10 protein-coding genes are annotated in these 24,345 nt (G+C 61.1%); 4 read left to right on the top strand and 6 right to left on the bottom strand.

From position 1 onward, the window contains the following. Positions 1-2: 2 nt before the first annotated feature. The 3 genes from ACVWVP_RS12745 to ACVWVP_RS12755 form a co-directional block, all read right to left on the bottom strand. Positions 3-11,735 (bottom strand): two-partner secretion domain-containing protein, encoded by an 11,733-nt coding sequence (locus ACVWVP_RS12745; RefSeq protein WP_457406267.1) that lies wholly within the window; start codon positions 11,733-11,735, stop codon positions 3-5. Between the two features lie 33 nt (positions 11,736-11,768). Continuing rightward, the gene (locus tag ACVWVP_RS12750) at positions 11,769-13,490 is read right to left on the bottom strand and encodes a ShlB/FhaC/HecB family hemolysin secretion/activation protein (protein ID WP_457406269.1); all 1,722 of its coding nucleotides are present in this window, start codon (positions 13,488-13,490) and stop codon (positions 11,769-11,771) included. Between the two features lie 281 nt (positions 13,491-13,771). Continuing rightward, positions 13,772-14,089: a hypothetical protein gene (locus ACVWVP_RS12755; protein WP_178923863.1), complete on the bottom strand. Its 318-nt coding sequence runs from the start codon at positions 14,087-14,089 to the stop codon at positions 13,772-13,774. Positions 14,090-14,468: 379 nt separating this feature from the next. Between ACVWVP_RS12755 and ACVWVP_RS12760 the strand changes: the two genes are divergently transcribed. Next, a complete protein-coding gene (locus tag ACVWVP_RS12760) occupies positions 14,469-14,987 on the top strand; it encodes a sterol desaturase family protein (RefSeq protein ID WP_178923845.1) in 519 nt (172 codons plus the stop codon). 35 nt (positions 14,988-15,022) lie between these two features. Here the strand turns inward: ACVWVP_RS12760 and ACVWVP_RS12765 are convergent, their stop codons facing one another. Genes ACVWVP_RS12765 through ACVWVP_RS12775 form a run of 3 tightly spaced genes read right to left on the bottom strand, consistent with a single transcriptional unit; the run spans position 15,023 to position 19,846 of the window. Next, a complete protein-coding gene (locus tag ACVWVP_RS12765; protein ID WP_457406272.1) occupies positions 15,023-16,867 on the bottom strand; it encodes a hypothetical protein in 1,845 nt (614 codons plus the stop codon). A gap of 1 nt (position 16,868) precedes the next feature. After that, a complete protein-coding gene (locus ACVWVP_RS12770; protein WP_178923841.1) occupies positions 16,869-18,989 on the bottom strand; it encodes a S8 family serine peptidase in 2,121 nt (706 codons plus the stop codon). Further along, complete coding sequence (locus ACVWVP_RS12775) at positions 18,971-19,846, bottom strand: trypsin-like serine peptidase (protein WP_178923839.1); 876 nt, start codon at positions 19,844-19,846, stop codon at positions 18,971-18,973. Before ACVWVP_RS12775 ends, ACVWVP_RS12770 begins: the two co-directional genes overlap by 19 nt. Before the next feature lie 327 nt (positions 19,847-20,173). Between ACVWVP_RS12775 and ACVWVP_RS12780 the strand changes: the two genes are divergently transcribed. From ACVWVP_RS12780 to ACVWVP_RS12790, 3 genes are read left to right on the top strand one after another with little or no spacing between them, the layout of a single operon-like run. Further along, entirely contained in the window at positions 20,174-21,541 is a 1,368-nt protein-coding gene (locus ACVWVP_RS12780; protein WP_457406274.1) for a cytochrome C, read from the top strand. Then, on the top strand, positions 21,538-22,050 hold the full coding sequence (locus ACVWVP_RS12785; RefSeq protein WP_178923835.1) for a sorbitol dehydrogenase: 513 nt from the start codon (positions 21,538-21,540) through the stop codon (positions 22,048-22,050). The genes ACVWVP_RS12780 and ACVWVP_RS12785 overlap by 4 nt, the downstream gene beginning before the upstream one ends. Continuing rightward, positions 22,047-24,257, top strand: coding sequence for a GMC family oxidoreductase (locus ACVWVP_RS12790; protein ID WP_457406276.1), 2,211 nt, complete (start codon positions 22,047-22,049; stop codon positions 24,255-24,257). The genes ACVWVP_RS12785 and ACVWVP_RS12790 overlap by 4 nt, the downstream gene beginning before the upstream one ends. Positions 24,258-24,345: the final 88 nt, after the last annotated feature.

Here is a 24,345-nt window from a genome sequence, read left to right on the forward strand (position 1 = left end):
GTTTAGAAATCCACAGGTATATGGGTTGTATTCGAAGGCTTCCGGTAAAGCACGCCGTCTTGGCCCAGCAGTTTATTTCCTATTTTTATTTGCGCGGTCCATCCAGCACCCGAGTTCGAACCTACATGATTTATGGCAGCGTTCGCATCTGGAGCATGCCACTTTATCTCGACCCGCTGGCCATTCAACGTGTACTGGAACTTGCTACCGTCGGTGATAGTAGCTGAAGGTTTGAATAGATCTGGCGTGCCAGGCGGAACCAATTTTTGTAAATCTGCGGCGCTAATCCTACCATTATTAATGAAACTCTTAGCTGAAGCTTGAGCATCAAAAAAGGCCGCTGGCTTAATTGGTTCCGGTTGGTTTAAGTAGCCAAAGTCACCATCGGCTTGCGACGCAGGGGAACCCGGTTTTGAGGCCGGCGGAACAGCGGGCCCACCCCTGTCAACTGTAGTACCACCGGTGCCGTTTGGACCATCCAAGCCTTTTGCGCTGCCACTACTTTTTGCCGTATTAAACGCCGCAACAGCCAATCTGACTGCAACGACAAGCGCTGCAGCACGCTCCGGAGACATACCAAGCTTGGAGGCCAAAAGCTCGGTAACGGTGCCGGATGTAACGCCTGCCAAGTCATTCTGAAAACCGTAATTTTCGGCAATCAGCCTATTAAGCATGTTCGCAACGGCAGGAGGAGCACTGGCAGCCATGTCCTTGAATTTGGCCGAGTCCACCTCCGCTTCGTTCACGAGTTTCGAGATGCGTGCGCAGGCGTTTATGTCATCCGCGCAGGCGACAAAGGCCTCAGCCGTCTGCTTCGCGCTCAGGTCGTGGTATTTCGTGTAACCATCTAACGCACATGCTGTGTCGTCACCGCACCCTAAAAGCTCCTTGGATGCCCGCTCCAGATCCGAATGGCTCAGATAGTTGTACTGAGTGGCGTTGGCCGCGATGTTAGCTGCGATTTCCGGATCGCCGCCCGTCACTACAGCCGCCAGAACCCCCAGCAGCTGAGACATCGCCATCAAGTTGAGTTGAGCCTGTTGATCGCCAGGTTGATTCGGCTTGTAGTTCGCTGGCAATGCCAACTCCGCAAGGTATTGCACCAGTGCTTCGTTGGCGCCGCCTGCCAAGGCACCTGTCTGGAAGTCGCCCCCCATGGCCATCGACTTCAAGCCACCCAGCAACGCATGGGCAGCAATCTTGGTGGGGCTACCGTCAACCAGATTGGTGTTACCGATCTGTTTGGCGGCCACGGCGCCGGCAATACTGATCACCGAGCCCAAAAGGTTGTTGGCAAAGTTATCGCCCAGACTGCCGCCGTTGATTGCGGTCTGCACGACCGTTTCGGCGCCGGTCTTGAGAACGACCTGGCCCACGCTGTTCCAGTCAAAACCCAAGGTGGTCGGGTCATACCCCATTGCCCCACCAATGCCGCCCATGAAGCCCGAGACGACATAGCCTTTCATTGCGTCTTTGCTGGTGATGTCTTTGAGCGTGCCGCCGAGGTTGCCTTTGTTACTGATCACACTGTTGACGGCTTTATTCATGACCGCCGCCAGCACGGCATCGGCAAACCCACCGGCAAACGTACCGGCGCTTGCCCCTACCATGCCGGCACCCAGGCCCGCACCGCCGGTGACTACCGCCAGCGCGATCGCCAGCACCACCTGAGCGGCGGGGCCAAGCCCCGAATGGGAATACTTGAAGTGGGTGTGAATTTCTTCGACGCGGCGCCAGTCCACATCACCGCGTTTCTCCGCCTCTGCCAGCCACGCCAACTGCGGGTCGGCAGCAACCATCGCGTTGATAGCTTGGTGGACGGTCTGTTGGTTGATCTGTTTGATATCGATGTTCAAGCCGTCAACGGCATTGATCACCAACTCTCCCTGAGCCGTCATTTGCGTCTGACGTACCGTCTCGTCGGTGTGCCCCTTACCCGACATTGAGGTCCAGGCCATGCTGTTCTTGGACTTCTCGTGACTCTCCTGGTGCAGGTCTTTCACCGCCTCAAAGGTGATCGAACCGCCACTGTCGATGATCAAATCTTTGCCACTGGTAAGCTTGGCCACCTGATAACGCTGGTCACCACCGCTGATCAGCGTCAGATCACTCCCCGTGGTGATCTGGGTGCCCACGTTGACGGTTGTGGTCACCTCATCGCGCTTGGTCTGCTTGCGCCCCCAACTGCCCTTGTCCTTTTTGTCATACAGCGAGTAATCGGTGTCCTGGGCCGCCAGTACGTCCAGTTTTCCAGCCGCTACCAGGTACGCCTCGTTGCCGGCATTGATGCGACTCGAGATCAGCTCCATATCTTTGCCGGCATTGAACGTAACGTCTTGCCCGGCGCTGATGACACTGGAAACTTGTTTGACGTGGTCTTCCTGCGCCGTGACCTTCTTCGACTTGGAATACGAATGGCTTTCGTCGGCAGCCGAAGTCACCGTCAGGTTTGCGCCTGCGTCAAAATCGATGTTGCGGTTTGCCTCTATTTGGCTGGCAACCACCGCCAGATCACGCCCCGCCAGGACAGAGAGGTCACGCCCCACCGTTACATCCGAGCCGTACTGGGTAACGCTGTTGCTCTTGGCGCCAGCCACCACGCTGTTGTGCTGCTCAGCAGCGCCAATAATGGCATCCCGGCCCGCGGTAATCTTAGTGTCACCGCCACTTTGCAACGTGCTGCCGGTGCTGACGAAATCACGCGCGGCGTTGATGGTCAGGTCGTTCGCCGCCTCTATCCGAGCGCCGCTGTCGGCATACTCGTTGTGCCCGCTGTACCCTTTGTAATTGACGTCATTGCCCGCCACCGTGCGTTGGTTGATCACATCGCCGGCGACGGCGGTCATGGTGATGTCACGCCCCGCGATGACACCGCCCGCCTTATTGACAATGTCGTTACCTGCCAGCAGATCCAGGCGGTTACCAGCCTCGATCAAACCGCTGTTGACCAGATTGTTAAACGCAGTGGCAGAAAGGTTGTTGCTCGCCCGCAACGTACCGGCGTTATTCAGGTCCTTGCCGGCAATCAGCGTGACATCCGCGCCCTGAATCAGCGCCCCGTTCGGCGCCAGGCGATTGGTGGCCTGGGCCAGGTAAAGCACCGGCACCAGGACCTTCTCGCCATTGACCTCATGCTCTTCAAGCCAGACGATATCGTGGGTCAGCGCCGCGACCTGCTGGGACGTCAGGCTGACCCCCACCGACAGGTCGAGCTGTTGCTTGCTCTTGATGGCGTTGTCCATCAGGTACTTGTAAAGCGCTTCGTCAGAGGTCTGGCCATCGATGAAACGTTGACCGGTACGCTCGACCACCGCCTGCTGGATCAGCTTCTGCTCATAGAAACCGTCGCCCAGGCGTTTGGCGCTTTGATCAGGGTTGTAGCCGAGATTCGCCAGCAGGTAGTCCGAACTCATGAACTGCTTGAGGTCGGTGAGTACCGGGTTGGTTTCGATCAGGTACTTCTGCGGATTGGACCTGCCCGAGGTGTCCGGCAGGCCCTGCACGCGAGTGATGACCTGGCTGCCTACCGGCGAAATCCCGCCCACCTGACCCGGTAACTGGACACTGCCGGAATCACCCGGAGTATTGACATTGATCACGCTGCCGGACACACCGCCGCCCGTGGCCTGGCGGGTCGTTTGTTCGAGTTGAAGCGTGCTCGCGGCGATCCGCGCCGCATCGCTGAACTGCAGGTTGCGCGCCTGCACGTCATCCGCGCCCTGTTGCCGCTGGGCATTGCTGACTGCCGCGCTGCCCATGCTCCAGGTCTGTGACCCGGTGCTGGCTTGGCTGGCCTGGGTCGCAGAACCACCCTGCCCGCTCAGGCGGAACAGACCGTTTTGCCCGCTGGGCAGGCTGAAACCTTGGGACGCCAGCGGATCCACCCGCTGCTGGGCCAGGTTCGGCGGCAACTGTGGGTTCAAGTAGACGACCGTCGGCTTGGCCACGTTGCCGACCTGGGTACCGGCCCCGCTTTTCGTCGTCCCGGAGAACTGGGTATTGGCATGCAGGTTGCTGTTGTCGATGGTGTTCTTGGCGTTGATCTGTATCGCCTGGCCGGCCTGGACCACCGAAGCAACACTGCCACCCCCTGCGGTAAACACCTTGTTGTCACTGTTGAGGTTGCCCGCCAGGATGCCAGCAGGAACGGCCACATCCGGTCCCTGGCCGAAATTGGCGTTCAAGGTATTGGTTTTTTGCTTGCCGTAATCGTTGAGCTCGGTGTGAGTCCCGCCTTTATCGGGTTCATGCACGGTCTTGGTGTATCGGTAGACGTACTGGGAATATCGTCGCGCGTAAGCTTCCAGCGCGTCGCTCGACATGGTTTTGTTATTGAAGACATTGCGCACGCCGGTATAGACCCGGTTACGGGTGAAGTTGCCGGCCTCCAAGCCCAGGTTCTCGAAGGTGTCCACGTTCAGGCGAATATTCTTGCCAGCGGAAATCGTCGAGGCGGTGTTGGAAAAACGGCCGACATCACCCTCAATGTTTCCGGCCACCGCCACGCTCGCTCGCGTGCCGCTGATGGTCGACTCCGAGGTGTAGTTTTCAGCGATATAAAACGTACTGCCGTTAAACGTGATGTCGCCCGACACCAGCCGCTCTATGCCAATAACCCCTTCGGTCTTGTTGTTGAAACTGTTGGCCGACAGCGAGAAATCCCCATCAACGTTGATCGAGGACGCCAGGTTGGTCACGCTGTTGGCGCGACCGCCATTGAGGCCCGAGATGTTCAGGTTGCCGATGCTGTAGACATTGCCGTTGTTGTTGGTGAAGTCATTGACCAGCAAGCCCATGTTGCGGCCACTGAAGATCAGGCCGTGGTCGTTCACCAGGGTGGGCGTCTTCAGCGTCAGGTCCTGGGCCGCGCCCAGCGTGCCCGTGTTGCCGATGCCATTGGCGGTGACGGTCATCGAGCCGTTGGACGTCAGGCGCCCGGCGTTGCTCAAGCCACCGGCATTGATCGTGGTATCTGCGCCGCCGGCAATGCTCGTGGCAGCGTCCAGGTTCACCTGAGCCGCGCTCAGTCCCAGGGTGCCGACGCTGCTGTAGCGCCCGCTGCCGCCGTAGGTGCCGCCAAGGGTCAGGTTGGCCGTGCCGTCACTGGCAATCAACCCATCGTTGTTCCAGTTGCCGCCGTTGCCGGTCAGGCTCTCGGAGGCCAGCAATTGCCCGCCCGCCGTCTGGTTAAGGGTGTTGACGTTCACCGTCAGGCGTCCGGCCTGGATCACGCTGCTGTTGGTCCAGCTGTCCGCCGTGAGCGTCAGGCCACCACGGGTGACCAGGCTGCCGCCGGCGTTGGTGATATTGGCGGTGCTGATATCAAAGGTGCCGTTGCCCACGTGCAGCAGGCTGCCGCCGAGGTTCTGGAAGCTGGCGGCATTGAGGGTCAGGTCGCTGTTGGCGGTTTCCAGCTTGCCGTTGCGGTTGTCGAACAGGCCGCCGATCTGGAAGTCGGTCTTGCCGCTGGCGCCCAGTGCACGGATCTGTCCGGTCTGGTTATCGAGGCTGGCCGCGCGCACGCTCAAACTGCTGTCGCTTTCAATCACGCCCAGGCGGTTGTTCAGCGCGCCGTTGAGGCTGAGGTCGATTCGCTGGCCGGCGATCTGCCCGTCGTTATCGCCGCTGTTGTCGAAGTTGTTGCCGCGGACCTGTACCAGGCCCTTGGCGTACAGGCCGCCATTGCGGTTGTCGAAGTCGCCGGTGGTGATCAGGGCATCGCCGCTTTGCGCCGCGATCCGTCCGCCGTAGTTGTCGGTCCCGCCCAGGGCGCTGAGGGTAAGGCGCTGGGCCTGGAGGATACCGCCCTGGCGATTGTTGTTCAGGTCATAGCCGTTTTTCAGCACGCCGACGATACGGCCGTCGATGGCGCCCTGGATGCTGGCCAGGGTACCGCCACGGTTGTCGAGGTTGGCCGCGCCGACGCTCAGGTCGCCATTCTGGGAGATCAGCCTGCCGCTCTGGTTGTCGATATCACCGCTGACCGTCAGGTTCAGTGCACCGTGTGCCTGCAGGGATCCCTTGCCGTTGGCAAGGCTCGCGGCGTTGAGGCGTACGTCGCCGTTCTGGCTGTAGATCAGACCGTCACTGTTGTTCTGTACGGCGCCGGTGCTGCCGATCACCAGGTTGTCATTGGCCGCGACGGTACCGCGATTGCGGTTATCCAGGCTGCCAGTGAGCAGGCTCAGTAAGCCTTGGCTGACCAGTTGGCCGCCCTGGTTGTCGACTTGGCTGCTGCGGCTGATGACCAGCGGTCCGCCGCTGGCGAGCTTGCCGTCGCTGTTGGTCAGAGCGCCGAGCAGATCGAGGCTGACCGCGCCCTTACCACTCAGGGTTCCGTTGCGGTTGTCCAGGGTGGTGCCGGTGAAATCCAGGGCCTGTTGCGCGCTGATACTGCCGCTGTTGTTCAGGGCCATGGCGCGCAGTGTCAGGGTGGCGGCGCTGTCGATGGAGCCGCCCTGGGCGTTGTTCAACACACCGCTGACTGTCAGGCGCTGAGCCGCGCCACTGGAAAGAATACCGGCGCTGTTGTCCAGGCTGGCCGCGTTGACGGTCAGGGCCTGCTGGCTGACCAGCGCACCGGCGTTGCTGTTGAGCAATGCGCCACTGAGGTTGACATCCAGGTTACCGCTGCGACTGGACAAGGTGCCGCTATTGCGGTTGTCCAGGCTCGCGCCGTTGACGGCCAGCCCTTGCCAACCGGAAACCAGGCCGCCCTGGTTGATCAGGTTGTTGCCGGTCACGCCCAACTGGTTGTTGCTGATCAGCTTGCCGCCGCTATTGTCCAGCGTGCGTGCGGTGAGGTTGAAGCTCTGGCTGCTGGAGATTTCGCCGCCCTGATTGCTCAGGTCGCGCAAACGGTTGAGGGTCAGGGGGCCCTTGGCGTTGAGCAGGCCGTTGCGGTTGTCGAGATCACCGCCCGCCAGGTCAAGGCGAATAGCCTGGTCGCCGAGCAGGCGGCCGCCGTTCTGGGCCAGCGCGCCGAGGGTCAGGTCGATATCGCCCTTGGCCGAGACTTCGCCGCCACTGCCGGAATCCAGGTTGTTGGCGTTGATCGTCAGGCCGCCCTGGCTGTTGATCAGGCCCTTGGCGCTGTTGTTCAGGGCCATGGCGTTGAGGGTCACGGCGCTGGCACCCAGCAGGCTACCGCCTTGGTTGTCGAGGTCGGCGCTGCTGACGTTCAGGGTTTGGGCAGCGTTGATCAGGCCCTGGTTGCGGTTGCTCAGTTGGCCGCTGGTGGTCAGGGCGAGGTCGCCACGGCTGGTCACGACGCCGCCGCTGTTGTCGAGGCTGGCGGCGCGGAGATCGAGCGCGGCGGCGGCGATCTGGCCTTTAAGGTTGCTCAGTGCCTGATTGATCCGCAGAGTCACGCCCTGGTTACTCAGCAGTTTGCCGTTGCTGTTATCCAGGCTGTCGGCGGCCAATGCGAAGGCCTGCGCACTGGAGATCTCACCGCCGCTGTTGTTTACGCCCTTGAGGTTGTTGAGCACCAGTGACGGCGCATTGATCAGGCCGTTCTGGTTATTCAGTTGTCCGTTGTTCAGGTCCAGGGTCAGTGCCGTGTTGCTGAAGAGCTTGCCGTCCTGCTGGTCGAGGCCGGTGACGCTGGCAACCAAGGCCTTGTCGCTGCCGATGCGGCCGTTCTTGTTGCTGACCTGCCCTGCCGTCAGGGTCAGGCTGTCGCCGCTGCTCAGGCTGCCGGTGTTATTGTCATAGGCCCCGGTACTGACCGTGACCGCCCCCTTACCACTGATAACACCCAGCTGGGAATTGTCGAGGCGCTCACTGCTCAGCTTGATACCGCTGTCACTGACCAGGCGTCCGCCGCTGTTACCCAAGGCGCCGTTAGCCTTGACCTTGAGCGCCCCGGCACTCGACAGGCTGCCGGCAGTGTTGGTTAGCCCGGCACTGGTGATATCCAGTTGGCCTTCGCTGCTGATCAGGCCTGCGCTGTTGTCGAGGTCAGCGCCGAGGGTGACGCGTGCATCTTGGCCACTGAGTAGCTGGCCGCCGGTATTGTCGAGGGTCTGGCCATCCAGCGTGACACCGGTCTTGCCCTTGAGCAGTCCCAGATTGCGGTTGAGCACCTGAGCCATTTCGAGGGTCAGCGCGGTATCGGCGAGCAGCTTGCCGCTGTCGCTGTTGTCCAGGCGTTTGCCAGTCAGGCGGATATCGGCGCTGCTGGAGAGTTCGCCGCCACGGTTGTCGATCGCGTCGACATCGAGTGTCAGCGCTTTTGTCGCCCCGACCAGACCGTTCAGGCGGTTATCCACGGAGGCCCCGCTCAGGGCCAGCGCACCGCTGGCGATCAGCTTGCCGTTGCGGTTGTCCAGGGCGGCGATATTCGCCGTGACATCGGCCTTGCCGGAGACGGCGCCGTTGCTGTTATCCAGGCTGTTGGCGGTCAACAGGAGCGCGCCGTCGCCCACCAGGGTGCCGCCCTGGTTGATAAACGCCCCGCTCACCCCGAGGTCGACCGCACCCCGGCTGCTGACCAGGCCCTGGCTGTTGTCCAGGCTGGCGCTACGGCTGTCGAGAGACGCGGCAGCCACCAGCCCCTTGATGTTGTTAAGCGCCTGATCGATACGCAGGGTCAGGCCCTGGTTGCTCAGCAACTTGCCTGCGCTGTTGTCGAGGCTTTTAGCAGCCAGGGCAAAGGCCTGGGCGCTGGAGATTTCACCGCCCCTGTTGACCACCTCGTCGAGGTTCTTGAGCACCAGCAGCGGGCCGTTGATCAGGCCGCCGCTGTTGTCCAGGCGGCCGTTGTTCAGGTCGAGGCTCAGTTGGGTCTTGCTGAAGAGCTCGCCGCCCTGCTGGTCGAGGCCGGTGAGGCTTACGGTCAGGTCCTTGGCACTGGCAATACGGCCGGAAGCACCGTTACTGACCTGGGTGGCCGTCAGGTCCAGGCGGTCGTCGCTGGTCAGCCGGCCGCTCTGGCTATTGTCGAGGGTGCCGGTGGTGACGCGGGTCGCGCCCTGGCCGCTGATCAGGCCTGCGTGGCTGTTGTCGAGACTTGTACTGGCGAGTACCAGGCCCTGGTCTGTGAGGATCGAACCGCGCTGATTGAGCACCGCGCCACGGCTGTCGATCGACAGGTCTGCGGCGCTGCCGAGCTTACCGGCCGTGTTATCCAGGCTGCCAACCTTGAGGCCCACGGCACCTTCGCTGCTGAGAAAGCCGCTGTTGTTGAGCAGCGCGCCATCGAGGCGGATATCCAGGCCTTTGAGGGCGGCGAGAGTCCCGCCGCTGTTATCCAGTTGGGTGCCGTTGAGGTTAACGCTGCCCTTGGCGAACAGACGGCCCTGGGTCTGGTTGATCACGTGTGCCACAGCGACGCCAAGATCAGTTTCAGCCAACAGCTTGCCGCCATCGCTGTTGTCCAGGCGCTGGCCACTGACATTGACGCTGCCGTGGGTGCTGGAAAGCTCGCCGGCCCGGTTGTCGATCTGTTCGACCTGGACGGTCAGGCCCTGGGTGCTGGCGAGCGTGCCGCCGTTACGGTTGTCGAGATTTTTGCCGGTCAGCAGCAGAGAGCCCTGGGCCACCAACGCCCCGCCCTGCTGGCTCAGGCTGTCGATGCGGGCTTCGAGGTCGGCCTGGCTGGCAATACGGCCCAAGGTGTTAACCACCTCCTTGGCCTTGAGATTGACCGGGCCGACCGAGCTGAGCAGGCCGCCGCTGTTGTCCAGACGGACGCCTTCAAAGCCGATGGCCGCCTTGGCAACCAGGTTGCCCTTGTCGCGGTTGTCCAGTTGATCGACCCGCAGCGTGAGGTCCTTGTCGGCCTGGATCAGGCCGCCACGATTGTCCGCCGAACCGCCGCGCAAGGTCAGGTGACCCTTGCCCGCCAGGCTGCCGCCGCGATTGTCCAGGCTGCCGGTGCCCAGTTCGATGCTGTCCGTGGCGCGCAGCTTGCCCTGTTCACGGTTGTCGAATACGCCTTGGAGGGTGGCGCTCAGTGTGCCGCCGGCTGCCAGCACCGTGCCCGCCGCGCGGTTGTCCAGGCTGGCGGCGGTCAGGGTCAGGCCCTTGCCGGAACCCAAGGTCCCCGCGTGGTTATCCAAGGCGCCGCTGAGGTCGATGCTCAAGCCCAGGTCGCCGGTGATCTGCCCCCGGGTATTGTCCAGGCTGAGGCCTTTCAACGTGACCTGGGTTGAACTCGACAAGGTGCCGTCACGGTTATTGATCGCGCCGCTGGCAGTGAGACCGAATCCCTTTTCAGCCGCGATCAGGCCCGAGGTGTTATCGAGGCTGGCGACACTCAGGGTGACATCGGCCAGGCTGGAAATTTCCCCGTCGCGATTGCTCAGTTCGCCGACGTTGGCCACCAGGTCGCCGTTGCTGGCGATCAGACCGCCCTGGTCGTTCACCGCTTTGTCGGCAGTCAAGGTCAGACCGTCGGCGCTGAGCACCCGGCCCTTGTTGCTGTTGTCGAGGGTGCCGGCGGTGACGGTCGTCTGCCGCTGCCCGCTCAGGGTGCCGCCTTTGTTGTTCAGGGTCTGGGTGGTGGTGATGTCGAGGTCACGGCTGGCAAGGATGGTCTTGCCAAGGTTGCCGAGGCTTTGCGCGTGGATGCTGACATCGCCCTCGGTATTGCGGGTGTTATCGAGATTGACCCCGGCTTCGATAATGCCGTTGTTGGTCAACTGGCCGCCACTGGCGAGCGTGATGCGGTCCTTGGCGACAAGGTTGTTCTGGCTGGTCAGGTCGCCTTGGGTCTTGATGTCCAGTGTGGTGCCGGCGTAGACCGGCCCTTTGGCTTCCAGGCTGGCAGCCTTGACGTTGACGGCACCGGTCGCAGAGGTTTCCACCAGGCTCAAATGACCATTGGCATCCAACTGCATGTCACCGCCACTGGCGAGCATCTTGCCGTCGAGCTTCACGCCTACGCCGGCTTCACTGCTGACCAGCTTGATTGCGCCGGCGTACATACCGCCCAACGCCGAAGAGTCGATAGCCAGTTGAGGGGCGGTCGCCGGGTCAGCGGCACGTGCCGTAGTTTTCAGGGTCTTGGCATCGACATCGTTGGCGCCGGCGATGATCGTCAGGCTCTTGGCCTGGATCTCGGCATTGAGCTTGGCCGAGCGGGTGATGATTTCGAAGCGGTCGATATTGTTGGCGTTGAGCCCGGCGCCTTCGATGGAGACGTTGCCTTGATCGACCTGATAGCGGCCGACCTGGCCGTTTTCAATCACTGCTTTACCGGTGGTCAGCGTCGCCTGTGGTGTATTGATAAATCCGCAGCCATTGCAGGTGATGCCGTATGGGTTGGCGACGATCACATGAGCGGATTGGCCCGCCACTTCGGTGTAGCCGCGTAGCTGGCTTGGGCTACCGCCGTTGACTTCATTGAGGATGGTGCTGGCGGCGCGACCGCTGAGGTTGCTGTTGCCGAGAATGATCCCGCCCAGCTGCGTGGACTCGGTGCGATTCGTCGCGTTGTTGAGGATGAGGCCGTTGGCGCCGACGTTGTAGTCCTTGAACTGGTTATGCGACAGCCCGCTGGCATTCGGCGCTGCGATATTGACGATCGGCACGCCATTGCCCGCCTGCCCCAGCGTGGTCCCCGGCCCGCTTACTGCGATACCGTCCGCCTGGGCCAGCAACGGTTGCCAGAACATGGCGTTGGCCAAAACCAATGCCAGCCCACGCTTGGGCATGCCCAGGAAGGTAGTACGGTTTTTTACGGCCGCAGCAGGTTGGCGCGCGAGGAAAGCGAACTGACGAACATCCATGTCGTGTCTCGATGCCCAAAGGGCGGTAAAGATTTAAAGGAAGAAATCCAGGCGAAAATAGATCGGCGCTTCACGCTCGGTGATCGGCCCCGGTCTTTCCAAAGAGTGTGCGAAGGTCACCGTGGCGGCGACGTTCTGGCCGCGCGCAAACAGGTCGACCGAGTTGCTGCTCATGCGCCCATGCTGCTCGGCGTTGTAACGGCCGTGGCTGATCACGCCCTGGTCGTAACCGAGGCTGGTGCCGTATTCGCTGAGCACCGGTTGCAGCCAGGCCCAGGTCACCGGGCGGCTCCAGCGCAGGTCGTTGCGCCAGTAGCCGCCGCTGTCGCCGCTGAGGGTCTGGTCCTTGTAGCCACGAATCGACGACTGCCCGCCCAGGCTCATGCGTTGTGGGCTGAAGAGCACGTCTTCGCTGCGCTGGCCGGTCATCAGGCTGCTGAAACTGAACGACTCGCCCCACAGCTTGAAGGGGTACAGGTAGCTGAGCGTCGCGGTGTATTTGCGGTAGCGCGCATCCGGTTGGCCCGGGCGCGGGTTGTGATTGGCCTGGGCGTCGAAGGCGCCGATGCCGTCCTGCATGCCCAGGTCGATGTTGAGGAATGAGCCGCCAATACGCCGGCCGTGGTTGATGCCGAATTGCGCTTCGCTCAGGCGGTTGCTGCTCAGGGCCAGCTTGCTGTCTTCGATGAAGTTGTTGGTGCGCAGGTAAGCCACGCCGGTGCTGAGGGAGGTTTTGCTCAGCGAGTCGCGGTGGATCACCCGCTCCAGGCGCAACTGATGGTTCTGGCTGTCACCGGACTGCTTGAAGTTGAAGTTGCTGGCCTGCGCCAGGGAGCGGTATTCAGACTCGCTGTAGCTGTAATTGAGGTTCCACCAGCCAAAGGGCAGGTTGTAATTGAGCATCGAGTTGCGCGAGGTTTTCTGGTGGTCGCTCACCGCATCATGGCCGCCGCGCAGGGAGAGTTGGTCGGCCAGGCCGAGCGGGTTGTCCCAGTCCAGGCTCGCGCCCCACTGCTGTTCGCCGGTGCTGCGTTGGCCGCCGTTGTGGCGCGACAGGCCGACGCGCCAGGGTTTCTGTGGGGCGTTCTTCACCAGCACGTCGCTGCCACCGACGGCCTTGCCGGGGGCCAATTCCATCTGCGCCTGGTTCGACGGCAGACGGTTCAACTGGTCAACCATCTGCTCGATTTCACGCAGGTTGAGCAGGTCGCCGGGTTTGCCGGGGAAGGTCATGGCCAGTTGGCGATCGCTGATGCCGCTGCCCTGCTCGCCCTTCATCCCTTCGAGGCGGCCTTCGATCACCTGCACCTTCAGGTTGCCGCTGGAGAGGTCCTGCTGTGGCAGATAGGCACGGCTGGTGACCAGGCCTTTACCGAGGTAATGGTCGGTAATGGCCTTGAGCAGCTCGTTGAGCTGCGGCACGCCGAGGCATTGGCCGATGTAGGATTTGAGCAGGCTGTCGCGCTCGCCTTCGGACAGGGCGTCGGCGCCGCTGAGTTCGATGGTTTTGATGGGGAAGCAGCGGGTGTCGGCAGGTGCTGACGGTTTGGCTGGGGCGGCGGTTTTGCCGGGCAGGTCTTTGAGTTCGTCGAGGCGGCGTTGCTGCTCTTCGAGCAGACGGTCCTGGCGATCGCGGATCAGGTCAGTGACGCCTGGCGTGTTCGGTGGAGTGGCGCCTTGAGCCAAGCTGGCTGTGCCCAGGCAAAAAAAAGCGGACAGCAGGCTGAGCCTGGTCCGACGTACCGAACGCCACATCTTAGATCCCTCTAAATGGCTTTGTGCCACTATTTGTTTGCGGCGATCTTATGGTGGCGTTTTGATGGCGTCAATTAAATGTACGAAATTGTTTCAGAGCTGAAACATTCAGATTGGATGGTCGGGAATTTAATCTTTTGGCATCAAATACTTAACCAACAAACGGATGAAATCCCATTTTGGCTGAGCATTGATGCATTTAGGGTTTACAGGACAGGTAAGAGCGAATAGCGGATTAACAACTGGCTCGACCATTGCGGTTCGAGCCAGCCTGCATGCATCTACAGCAAAACCGTAGCCAGCATCCCCAACGCCCCCAGGACAAATCCGACCAGCGCTCCGCGCCCCGGCATCTCCTGGAACAGACACCACACCACCAACGGCTCAAGCAGCAACAACGACGTGACGGAAACCACAGTGACCACCCAAATGTCACCCACCGCTACATAGCCAAGCCAATACGCCCCCAGCAGGCACAACCCTGCAAAGCACATCAGCAGGACCGGCACGACAAAGGCCGACCAGGCGCCGTTATCCACTTGCGCAAGCCGGGCGGTGGCTACCTCGCTGTAGATCGCACAAAACTCACCCAATACCATCAGGCCTAGAGCAGAAACTCCGAGTAGTTCTTTGGACATGTCAAAAATTCCTTCGTATTCAGGGACAGGTTTTTCAGCTCCCAGCCCGTGATGGCGCTGCGTGTGGAGCGGATGCCGCGATACGAAGTCATCTTGAACAGCCCTGAATTATCGAAGTACTTACCCACGTCAATCTCCTGATGTACCAGGCGGCCCCTTGCCGCCTGCCGAGAGACTGGCACGAACGCTTCAGCGACGTAAACACCAGAGTGTGATCCCGGACACCCAATGCGCCGGGAATTTTCCTACAGCATGTAGCATCATCCCCAAGGGATAGTCTTCCTGCCTGGAGAGCCGGGCACTTCACTCAACCCTTGAGCACTACAAGGATTTTCTGCCCATGGCCGCTTCAAACAAATGGCTGATGTCATCCGTCGCGTATTACCTCGACTTCTTCACCGTCCCCCTGTTTATCCTGCTGGCGCTGTACCTCGCCCCCGTTGACCCCGTTCAAATCGTCGCAGGCCTGCTGGCCTGGACGCTGGTGGAATATTCGGCGCATCGCTTCCTGTTTCACTCGCTGTATCGCCGCGAACACTGGACCCATCACCTGGATGTACTGGCTTACATCGGCGTATCCAGCTGGAAGACCAGTTCCACCTTTGCGCTGCTATTGCTGTGCGCCTGGTACGTGGAACTGACGTCGGTGTTTATCGGGGCCGTTGCGGGTTACTTTTTCTATATCTCGGTGCATTACGTGATGCATCGTCCCGAGCATTGGGCGTACCGGTTTATTCCTCGGTTGGTGGCCAATCACGACTTGCATCACCGCAAGGGCATCGAGAAGAATTTCGGTGTGTCTTCGCCGCTCTGGGACCATGTCTTGGGTAGCTACATGCGCCCCTCGAACCGGACGTAGAACGAGAACGTCCGGCATGAGTCTAGGCCGGCCAGTCACGGTGTTGCCCCCGCGTCAACCGGGTCGGTCAGAGCCTGCAGCTCAGCCTGTTTCTTGTGCAATTGAATCTGTGCATCGACCAACGCGCCCTGGGCCTTGAGCAGGTTGGCCTCGTTCTCCAGCGCAGTGATTTGCCGTGGCTGAAGCAGCGCCTTCTGAGCGTTGAGCAACGCAACCTGAGCATCGGCGACGGCCTTGTCCTGTGCCAGATCACGCAGTTCTCTGGCGTTCGAATAGAGCTTGATGGCGGTCACTGCGTCGAGCCCCGAATTGAGCGTTTCGCCAACGGCGACGGCTTCTGCGCGAGGCTTCTTGTAGCCCATCGTGATCAGGCTTCCGTCCTCGTTGAACGAGGCCGACAGTTCGTTGTTGGTGAACGGGCCGTTGCGCAAGCCCAGTGACGCCAGGTGCCCCAACTGTGGAATGGGGCGCTCGTCCGTGACCAGCACTGCCGGGTCAGTACCGCTCAAACCGTTGCATTGCTCCGGGTTGGCGATACCTTGCTCGTCTGACAGATAGCGACAGATACGCAAGCGCGCCGGCAAAGGCGTTCTATAAAGAATGCCACAGCGCCGTTCACCCTCGGCGGTGCAAGTCGGCGTATCACCCAGCGCCAACGCATGACGGGTCGACGACAGCGTGTGGGTGGTAACCAGCACATCGGTACCTTGCAGGCTTCGGGTGACCAGGTTGATTTCATCCAGAGCCACGGTGTTTTTCCAGACCGACTGCACGGCAGACGCTATTTCAGCGCGCTCGACCGCATTTGGCTGGCCATCGGCATCCCCCCAGAGGGCCTGCGCCTGGATTGACGCATCGCAATCGAGCGTGAGGTCAGGCCCCAGGGCATGCACAAGCCAGCGCTGTTTTCCGGCCCTGTCACTGGACCAGGACCGTACTTGCACAATGGATTGCGGCGATGTGTTGCCTCCCACCGCATCCACCAGGCCGTTATAGACACCATTGACCTCCCCAGTAGCAGGCACAACAGGCAGTTGCTCCCCGCGGCAACTTTTGAACTTCTGGAGGTGGCGAGCGGCCAGGACGGGCCGATCCGCAGAGGTCTGCCCTGGCACGTAAGTAAACCGAGAGACCACCGTAATTTCGTCAAGGGCCTTGGTCAGCGCTTCGTTTGCCGCCGTCTGAGCGTCCTTCGCCACTCGTTGCGCGCGTGTCAACTGGGCAGCCTGCTTCACCAAGGCGCCTTTACGCGACGCCGCCGGGTGGTCTTCCTCGAACGCCTTCAGCGCCTCTGCAGCTGTTTTCAGCGCTGCATCGCGGTCTTTTACCGCTTGGCGCAACACCGGCACGGCCGCCACCTGCTGGCTGGCATTGGCACTGCATGCCAGGAAGGCATTACGCTGGATCAGCCCCTCGCCCGTCGCCGTCGGCGTGGGTAGCCCGATCGCTATCTTGCCGACACTGACAATCGCCTTGAACGCTTCCTTGGCCACATCCGCCGTGCGGTCATCCACTTTGGCGTTGACCGATTTGATGATGCCGCTGGGATAGCGCTCCAGGTCAAAGCTGGTGATTTTGGTAAACGCCGACAATGCCTCCACGTCAATCACCACCTCCTGCCCGGCAACAGTGCGCGGCGTCGCGGTCGCACGGGTCTGGAACTCAACCTGACCGACCACATCAGGATGGTGTTGATCCGGGAGAATGGGGCACTGGGTCAGGGTGCGTTTCACCTCTACGTCATAGTGCAGTTCCGGCAAATGATACGTGGCCCCTTGCGTAATGCCCTTGTCAGAAGGCGTGTGCGATTGAAGGTGGGTCGTGCAACCCGCTGTGGTGAAACATGCCGCAACCGCAATAGCCGTGCCGAAATAGCGCATATCACCTGCCCTCCTGTGTGACACGCAAGTAGGTGTCCGAACGAATGAATTCCTGAAGATCGCCCAAGGCCACTTCGAATGTTTGCCCCTTGGTGTAACGTGATGCCCCACCCGCCGCGACGTTGAGTTCTTCACGAACCTGAACGATCACCTGAAAGTCTTCCCCCAGGGAGGCGAGTGAAGGCTCGAGCTGGTCATGCCGGAAGCACCACAAACTGCCGGAAGCACTGCGCTTGAGCGCAAAAATGTGCTGCCCGTCAGTCGCCACGCCACAGTCGATCGCCCCCTGTACCTGAAGGTTGCCTAACAGCTCGACCTCCTTTGCTGGTGCGTCGCTACTCGCCGTGTCCGTTACCCGCAAACGCAGGTAGTCCCGGTTGAACAGCAAAGCCTTTTCGATATTCACCCGCGAACGCGAATATATGCGCACAGGGGCTTGATCATTCGCCGCCACCTTGCGCAGGTTGCCGTTATCCAGCCGAAGCACGCCTTCCAGAAGGTCGCCGCTGATCAACAGACGGCGCTTGATGCCCGTTGCGTCCAGCCCGTAGCGTGCCAGCAACGTAGCGGCAAAACTCACCAGCGCGGCGGCTTGGGAGGTGCCACTGAGCAACTCGACCTGCTCGCCATCCAGCGTCGATGCGACGTTGCAACCCAATGCCGCGATATCGACCCGTGAAGCGCTGAAGTTACTGAAGGGGGTGAGGTAGCCGTAACCATTTTCAGCGCCGACGGAGATGACATTGGGGTTTTCGTCTCCACCCAGGCTGGCCGGAATGAGCGCTGTCTGATTCCCATATCGACTGCTGACATCCCGCGCGTCGTTTCCAGCCGCCACGACAAACAGGGTTCCCCGGTTATCGCCGATGACTTTTCTCAACTTCAGGTCCTGCTCGGACCCGTAACGGACACTCATGTTGACGATTTTCGGCTGGCTCAGGCCGACTCGGAACATCGCTTCGTTGAGCGCCATGCGCGAGACCCGTTGGGTGCCGGCCGATAGCGGAATCACGCGCAGGCGCAGCCAGCTTTCCTGGTCACCGGAAACAAACAACGAAGATACGGGGTCCATCCATTGCCCGCCGATCACCGTACCGGTCACGTGCGTGCCATGCCCGGCAATCGCGCGCGGAGCGTTGACATCGGCCAGCTGGATCAACGATTGCAGGCGAACCTCATCCGAGATGGCTACCGGGCTTTCCAGCTCCTCTTCACCGTTGTTTTCGCTCAGTTGGAACAGCGGTTTGGGAAACTTGCTGGCGAAGGTCAACTCGGTACCGGTCAGACGAGCCGCACTGAAACCGTTGTCCAGCACCATGACCGTCACCGTGTCGAGCGGCTTTTTATAGTCACGGCGCAGTGCCGACAGAAGATGTCGGACACGTACTGCATCAAAAGGCGTGGCCTGGCTGCCAACGCAATCGGGCAATGCCACGCCGGTTTCGCTGACAGCGGTCACGATCTCATCGGCCAGTTTGGGCGGCGTGGTCACCCTCATTGCGGCCGTTCGGGAAACGCCGTCCGGGTCGATGGCCCGCGTAGCGACTTCACGCTCGAACTCAGCCCGGTCAACACTGGGCGTGAAGGTAACGGACTCGGTTGCGAACGGCAGAGAAACCGTCTCGCCGGGTTGGACCTTGTCAACGTTGGCTCGCTGGAAATACTGTTGCATTTCCTGGGTAGTGCCCGCCCGACCTATGCGCTCCACGAACTTGACACTCAGCGGGCGATTGGGCTGTACCACGAACTCGCTGCTCGTATCGGTGATGTAAAAACACGCAGGCCAGTTCATGGCGTAGACCTGCTCCCCCAGGGGTTGATGCATGTCGAATGTACTCGGCAGGTCATTGCGCTCACGCCACACGGTCTCATACCCGGACTGCCTTTTGCCGCAGAGCAGTTCAATCATGGCTTGGGCACTGACCTGATGGGCCGCTGGGTAAGTCGCTCGGTCCAACAACCGGGGTTCGGCATGGGTCGCGACATAATTGACCAGCGCGTCAGGCAACTCGGGACGGGTCGCACGGAACGTCGAAGCGTTGCCCGGCGAATCGATGGCCGAGGCCTCCAACGCCAGACCGCCGAGCACACAAGCCAGTGTCATTAGAGGGTACTGACGCATGCCGAGGCCTCCTGTACGTTTGGAACGGCGGGCTTGACGTTCACATAAGCGGTGGGATTGGCTTTTTTCCAACACGCCAGAAATTGCGTGAACCGCGCGCTCGACAATGACGCGAAGTACGACACCACCGTGCTCTGGTCGATACGCCGTCTCGAAGCGACTCCCCGAATGGTACGGGCACCACCGGGCTTCATCGCGTTGACACCGCTGAACGCCGGGCCTCCGGAATCGCCTGCACACAGCGCGCTGAGGGTTTTGCCATCCGACTCGCTGGAGAACGTGTCGACTTGCAGGGCATTGACCTTGAAATCGCCAACGGCCAGGATTTTTTCATGCGCGGCTTCGCTGATATGGCCGGTGGACGGGTTGAACGCCCAGGAGACACAGCCATAACCGGCCACCATCAACACATCGTCTTTGGCTACCGCACGCAGGTCCAGCGTGTCCCAGACGAGGTGCAGGAATTCATCGGGAACCTTGTCGCCATAGGGTTCGGCAAGGCACAGGGCATAGTCTGCCGGATGACGCACACTGGGCATCTCTTTCGTTGAAAGATAGGCATCGTCCACAGCGCATCGGTACTTGAACGGCCCTATGCGGATGGACGAGGCGAACCGGTTGTTGCCCAGCACCACGCAGTGAGCGGCGGTCAACAGGACGCCGTTTCCGACAAACGTGGCCGTGCAGGTGGGGCCTGCACCCGTCGATTGGCTAATCGCAATGGAACGCCAGTCGCCGCTCTGGGCGGGTACCCCGTTGAACACCTGAATGTCACTGTCATTCAGCGTTCTCGGCACCAGTGTGAAACTGACCGTCGTGCCATCAATGACAGGTTCCGCTCCGGCAAACACCGGCATACACGCACACATGCCAGAAAAGGCCAGGCAGGTGAGCTGGCCACGTCGCCGCGACCCTCGCAATCTACGTCGAAGCGAACCATACCCTTCCATGCGAGCGGCCTGTGATTGCGTCGTGACATCACCAATATAGTTGCGCCTATTGACCTGTCAAACCGGCTTGCCTCCCTGCTCTCCTGAGCAGCAATTGTGATTATTGCGAAACAATCTAGTCCCGCGAACACTCACCGGTAGCGCGTTATCTACGCTCACAAACGTGCCAGGAGGCGCAGTGAAGAGTCCATGACGGACCGGCGAACTCCTGGCCCTGATGCCAAGGAGATGACGATGAGAATGGAACCCCATCGGCCCAGGCCATGGCTCGGCTGCGCGCTGTTCGGCGCCTTGTTGAGCCCTGTGGTTGTCGCGGCCCCCACGCTGTCTACGCAAATTCCCTTCGATGTCACGGCGACTCCGCCGTTTTCCCTCACCAGCCTGCAGGAAAACTTCGATGAAATGTCCTGGCAGACCTTTATCGCCCTGAGCTGGCCGGCCCTGCCCGATGGCACCCCCGATACCAAGGTGCAGATCGGCCACGAGGACGCGGCCACGGTATGGGAAAGCTACCGCGAGAGTTACCAGATATTCCTGCCCCAAGGGCAGAAACCGCAGCCCTACCATGCCCCCGCTGCCGTGCCTAAAGCCTGTGAGGGCAAGGGTTCCGGCCGGTTGTTGCAACAAATGGGCAAGGTGCCGGATGTACTCGACGAGTTTATCCAGCCATTTGAAAGCGGCCCATTGGTGGATCAGAGCGGCGTGTATACGCGCAATGAAATCGTGGTGAACCAGCCGATGTTCGACGGCATCGTCAACAACGGGCTGTACAGCATCCAGGGCCAACAGGCGTTCTTTTCTGCCAGCCCGACCAACACCGTGGCATTCAGCTGCGGTAACCCCACCAGCCGCGAGGTGGGTGCGTTGATGGTCAAGGCTTCGTGGAAAGTGCTGGACGGCAATGACCAGCCTGGCAACTTCCACACCGTCGACGCGTTGGTGTACACCCCCGGCAACAGCGACCCAAGCAAAGGGCCGGTAGTGGCCGAGTCCTGCACCGCCGAGCCGGTCGGGCTGGTGGGCTTGCACATCGTGCACAAGACCACCAGCGCCCCCCAGTGGGTATGGTCCACCTTCGAACACGTCGACAACGCGCCGGAAAAAACCACACCGCCTGCCGAGCGCACTGGCCCGTACCTGTTCTACAACGCCAGCAGCAAGGCCGAAGTGAACCAACCGCCACCCCGCCCGTGGAACCCGGCGGTGAAGGCCACACCTTCGCAAATTGTGCGGGAAATACCGCTGACCGACGCCACCAAAACCCTTAACAGCACTTATCAAAACCTGTTGCGCACGGTGAACCCCAACAGTGTGTGGGCCAATTACCAGTTGATCAGCACTCAGTGGCCGACCCTCACCGGCCAGCCGCCGTGTCAGATCTCGACCACTGTCCCGTTGGGCAAACCAGCGCCGTCGTTCCTCGCCAATACCACGCTGGAGACCTACATCCAGGGCACTGTGCCCCAGGCATCTTCCAGTTGCATCGCCTGCCACGGCAATGCCGCCACCCACGTGACCCAATCGCCGCGCACCAGCTTCGCGGACTTCACCTACTTGTTGGAGCGCGCCCAATCCACCGGCGCAACAGGGAGTCAGCCATGAGTACCGACCTGGACAACTTCACCGGCCTGAGTGTGGTGCTCACCGGTATCAATCAGGAGCTGCTGGCGCCGTCCGTAGATCCCATCGGCCTGCCCACCACCTTCCTTGCGTTCATCGGCCCCAGGCTTGGGCAAAACGTGCTCAGTGCCCTGCTCGCTCAATACGCAACGCTGCTGGCAGACCAGTCGACGCCGCAGCAGATCGGCAACGCAATCCTGATGCAGAACGGCCAACCGGCCACTACGCAGACGGCACTGGCGGCGCGCGCGATCATGAAACTATGGCTGCTCGGCGTGTGGTACCAACCCTACGCACAAGGGACGTTTACCGCGGGCGAACAAACCGTCGTCAGCAGTGAGGCTTACACCGAGAGCTGGGCCTGGAAAATGGCCCAGGCCCACCCGATGGGTTACAGCGAGTTCTTCTTCGGCTATTGGAACGAAGTACCGCCGAGTCTTGAGGACTTCACCGGCGTAACGGCCAGCGCCCAGACAGGAGCATCGTCATGAGTACTGAACAAGCAGATGTGGTGATCGTCGGTGCTGGCCTGGCGGGCAGCCTGATTGCCTATCAACTGGGATTGGCGGGGGTGAAGGTATTGGTGCTGGAGTCCGGTCCGCAGATCCCGCCCAACCGTAACCAATACCTGGAGCGTTTCTACACCGCAACGCTGAAGACACCCGAGTCCCCCTACCCTCCAGTGAGTACCCTGAGCCCAGCGCGCAATCCCGCCGAACAGAATGCACCCCGCGCGACCATTGCCGACCTGATCAATGGCTGGAACAACCCGGACGTCAGCTATTTGGTGCAGAAAGGCCCCATGCCATTCACCAGCACCTATGAACGGGTGGGCGGCGGCACAACCTGGCACTGGGTAGCCACCTGCCTGCGCATGCTGCCCCATGATTTCCAGATGAAATCGCTATACGGCGTGGGGATGGACTGGCCGATCGGTTACAACGACCTGCAGAGCGCTTATTGCCGTGCCGAAGCGGAAATCGGCGTGGCTGCCGATGTGGCCGACCAGGCTTACCTGGGCATCACCTTCCCGAGCAACTATCAGTTCCCGATGACCAGCATTCCGCTGTCGTTGGTGGACGGCAGCTTTGTCAGCGCCGTACAGGGCCAGTCCTTCGACGGCTTGCCGTTGGTGGTCAGCCCGACACCCGCCGGACGCAACTCCCAACCCTATGCCGGGCGCCGCGTGTGCGCGGGCAATACCAATTGCACGCCGATCTGCCCGATCCAGGCCAAGTACGACGCCACTATAACGATGAACAACGCTCTGAACACTGGCAATGTGCGGGTGCTCTACAAAACCGTGGCCAGCAAGGTGACGGTAGCGGCGGACAGCACCATCAGCGGCATCGAGTTCATCCAGTACCAGCTCGGCGACGGCCCGGCCACGGCCACAGGGGTTGCTACCGGACAGCGCTACGTCATCGCCGCTCACGCGATCGAAACCCCCAAGCTATTGCTCAACTCCACCAGCAGCACCTGGCCCAAAGGCGTCGCCAACAGCAGCGGTCAGGTCGGCCGCAGCCTGGCCGATCACCCGATCTACCTAGCGTGGGGCCTGATGCCCGAAGGCAAGACGGTGTTCCCGTACCGTGGGCCAGTGTCCACCTCAGGTATCGAAAGCCTGCGCGATGGTGCCTTCCGTAGTCAGCGCGCGGCCTGGCGCATCGAGATCGGCAATGAAGGCTGGAACTGGCCGATCGGCGACCCTTACACCACCGTCGCCGACCTGATCGACGGCACCAACGTCAGTCGCACCAACCCGTTGCCCTCCTCAACGGTGCCGTCCCAGGCACTGTTTGGCACAGCGCTGGTGCAGCAACTCAATAACCTGCTGACACGCCAGTTCCGCATCGGCTTTCTGGTGGAACAGGTGGAAAAGGATCCCGACAACGCCAACTGCTACATCGTGCCGTCCAGCCAGTACAAAGACCGCCTGGGCATCCCGCGCCCAGAAATCCACTATGACCTGTCGGACTACACCAAGGAGGGATTCAAGCAAGCACGCCTGCTCGCCAGTCACATCATCACCGAATTGCTCGGCGCTACCGAACTGACCCAGGACATTCAGCCCGGCGTGTTCGACTACCAGGGACAATCCTATTCGTACCAGGGGGCCGGGCATCTGATGGGCACCTACCGCATGGGCAACGATCCCGCGACCTCGGTGGTGGACAAATACCAACGCACGTGGGACCACAAGAACCTGTTCCTGGTGGGCGATGGCGTGTTCCCCAGCACCGGTACGTCCAACCCCAGCCTGACCATTGCAGCCCTGGCGATCCAGGCCGGCGATACGTTGTGCAACGAGCTCAAGGCCACGACGGTGCAGGTCCAGGCCAACCAGCCGTGGCAAGGCACCGGCGTGCAGATCAGCGGGCCGAGCCCACGATGGGTGCGTTACATAAGTGGCAAATGGCTGGCCAGCCCGGTGGGCGGCATGGTCGATGGCAATGGCAGCCCGGGGTTGATCGCCAAGCCTGGCTACACCTTGCCGGGAGCCAACGAAGGTGCATTGGTGGGCCGCGTGGGGAGTTCCGGTACGCCGTTTCTACTGGGAGACAAGGGTGCGGTTCCGCCCGGCCAAAGCGGCGAACTGCAACTGTGCATCAATGATGACCTGGAGGGGCGCAACGGCATCGGCCTGGCGGATAATCAAGGCGCGCTGACCGTGCAGGTGGCATTCGGTACGTTGTAGCAAACGGGGTTGCGGGTAGAGATGCCCGCAGCCCTGCTCCTCTCGCGATGGATAAATGGCTACTCGCCATCACTCGGCTCGATAGGTA

This window comes from Pseudomonas sp. TE24901, assembly GCF_054058375.1.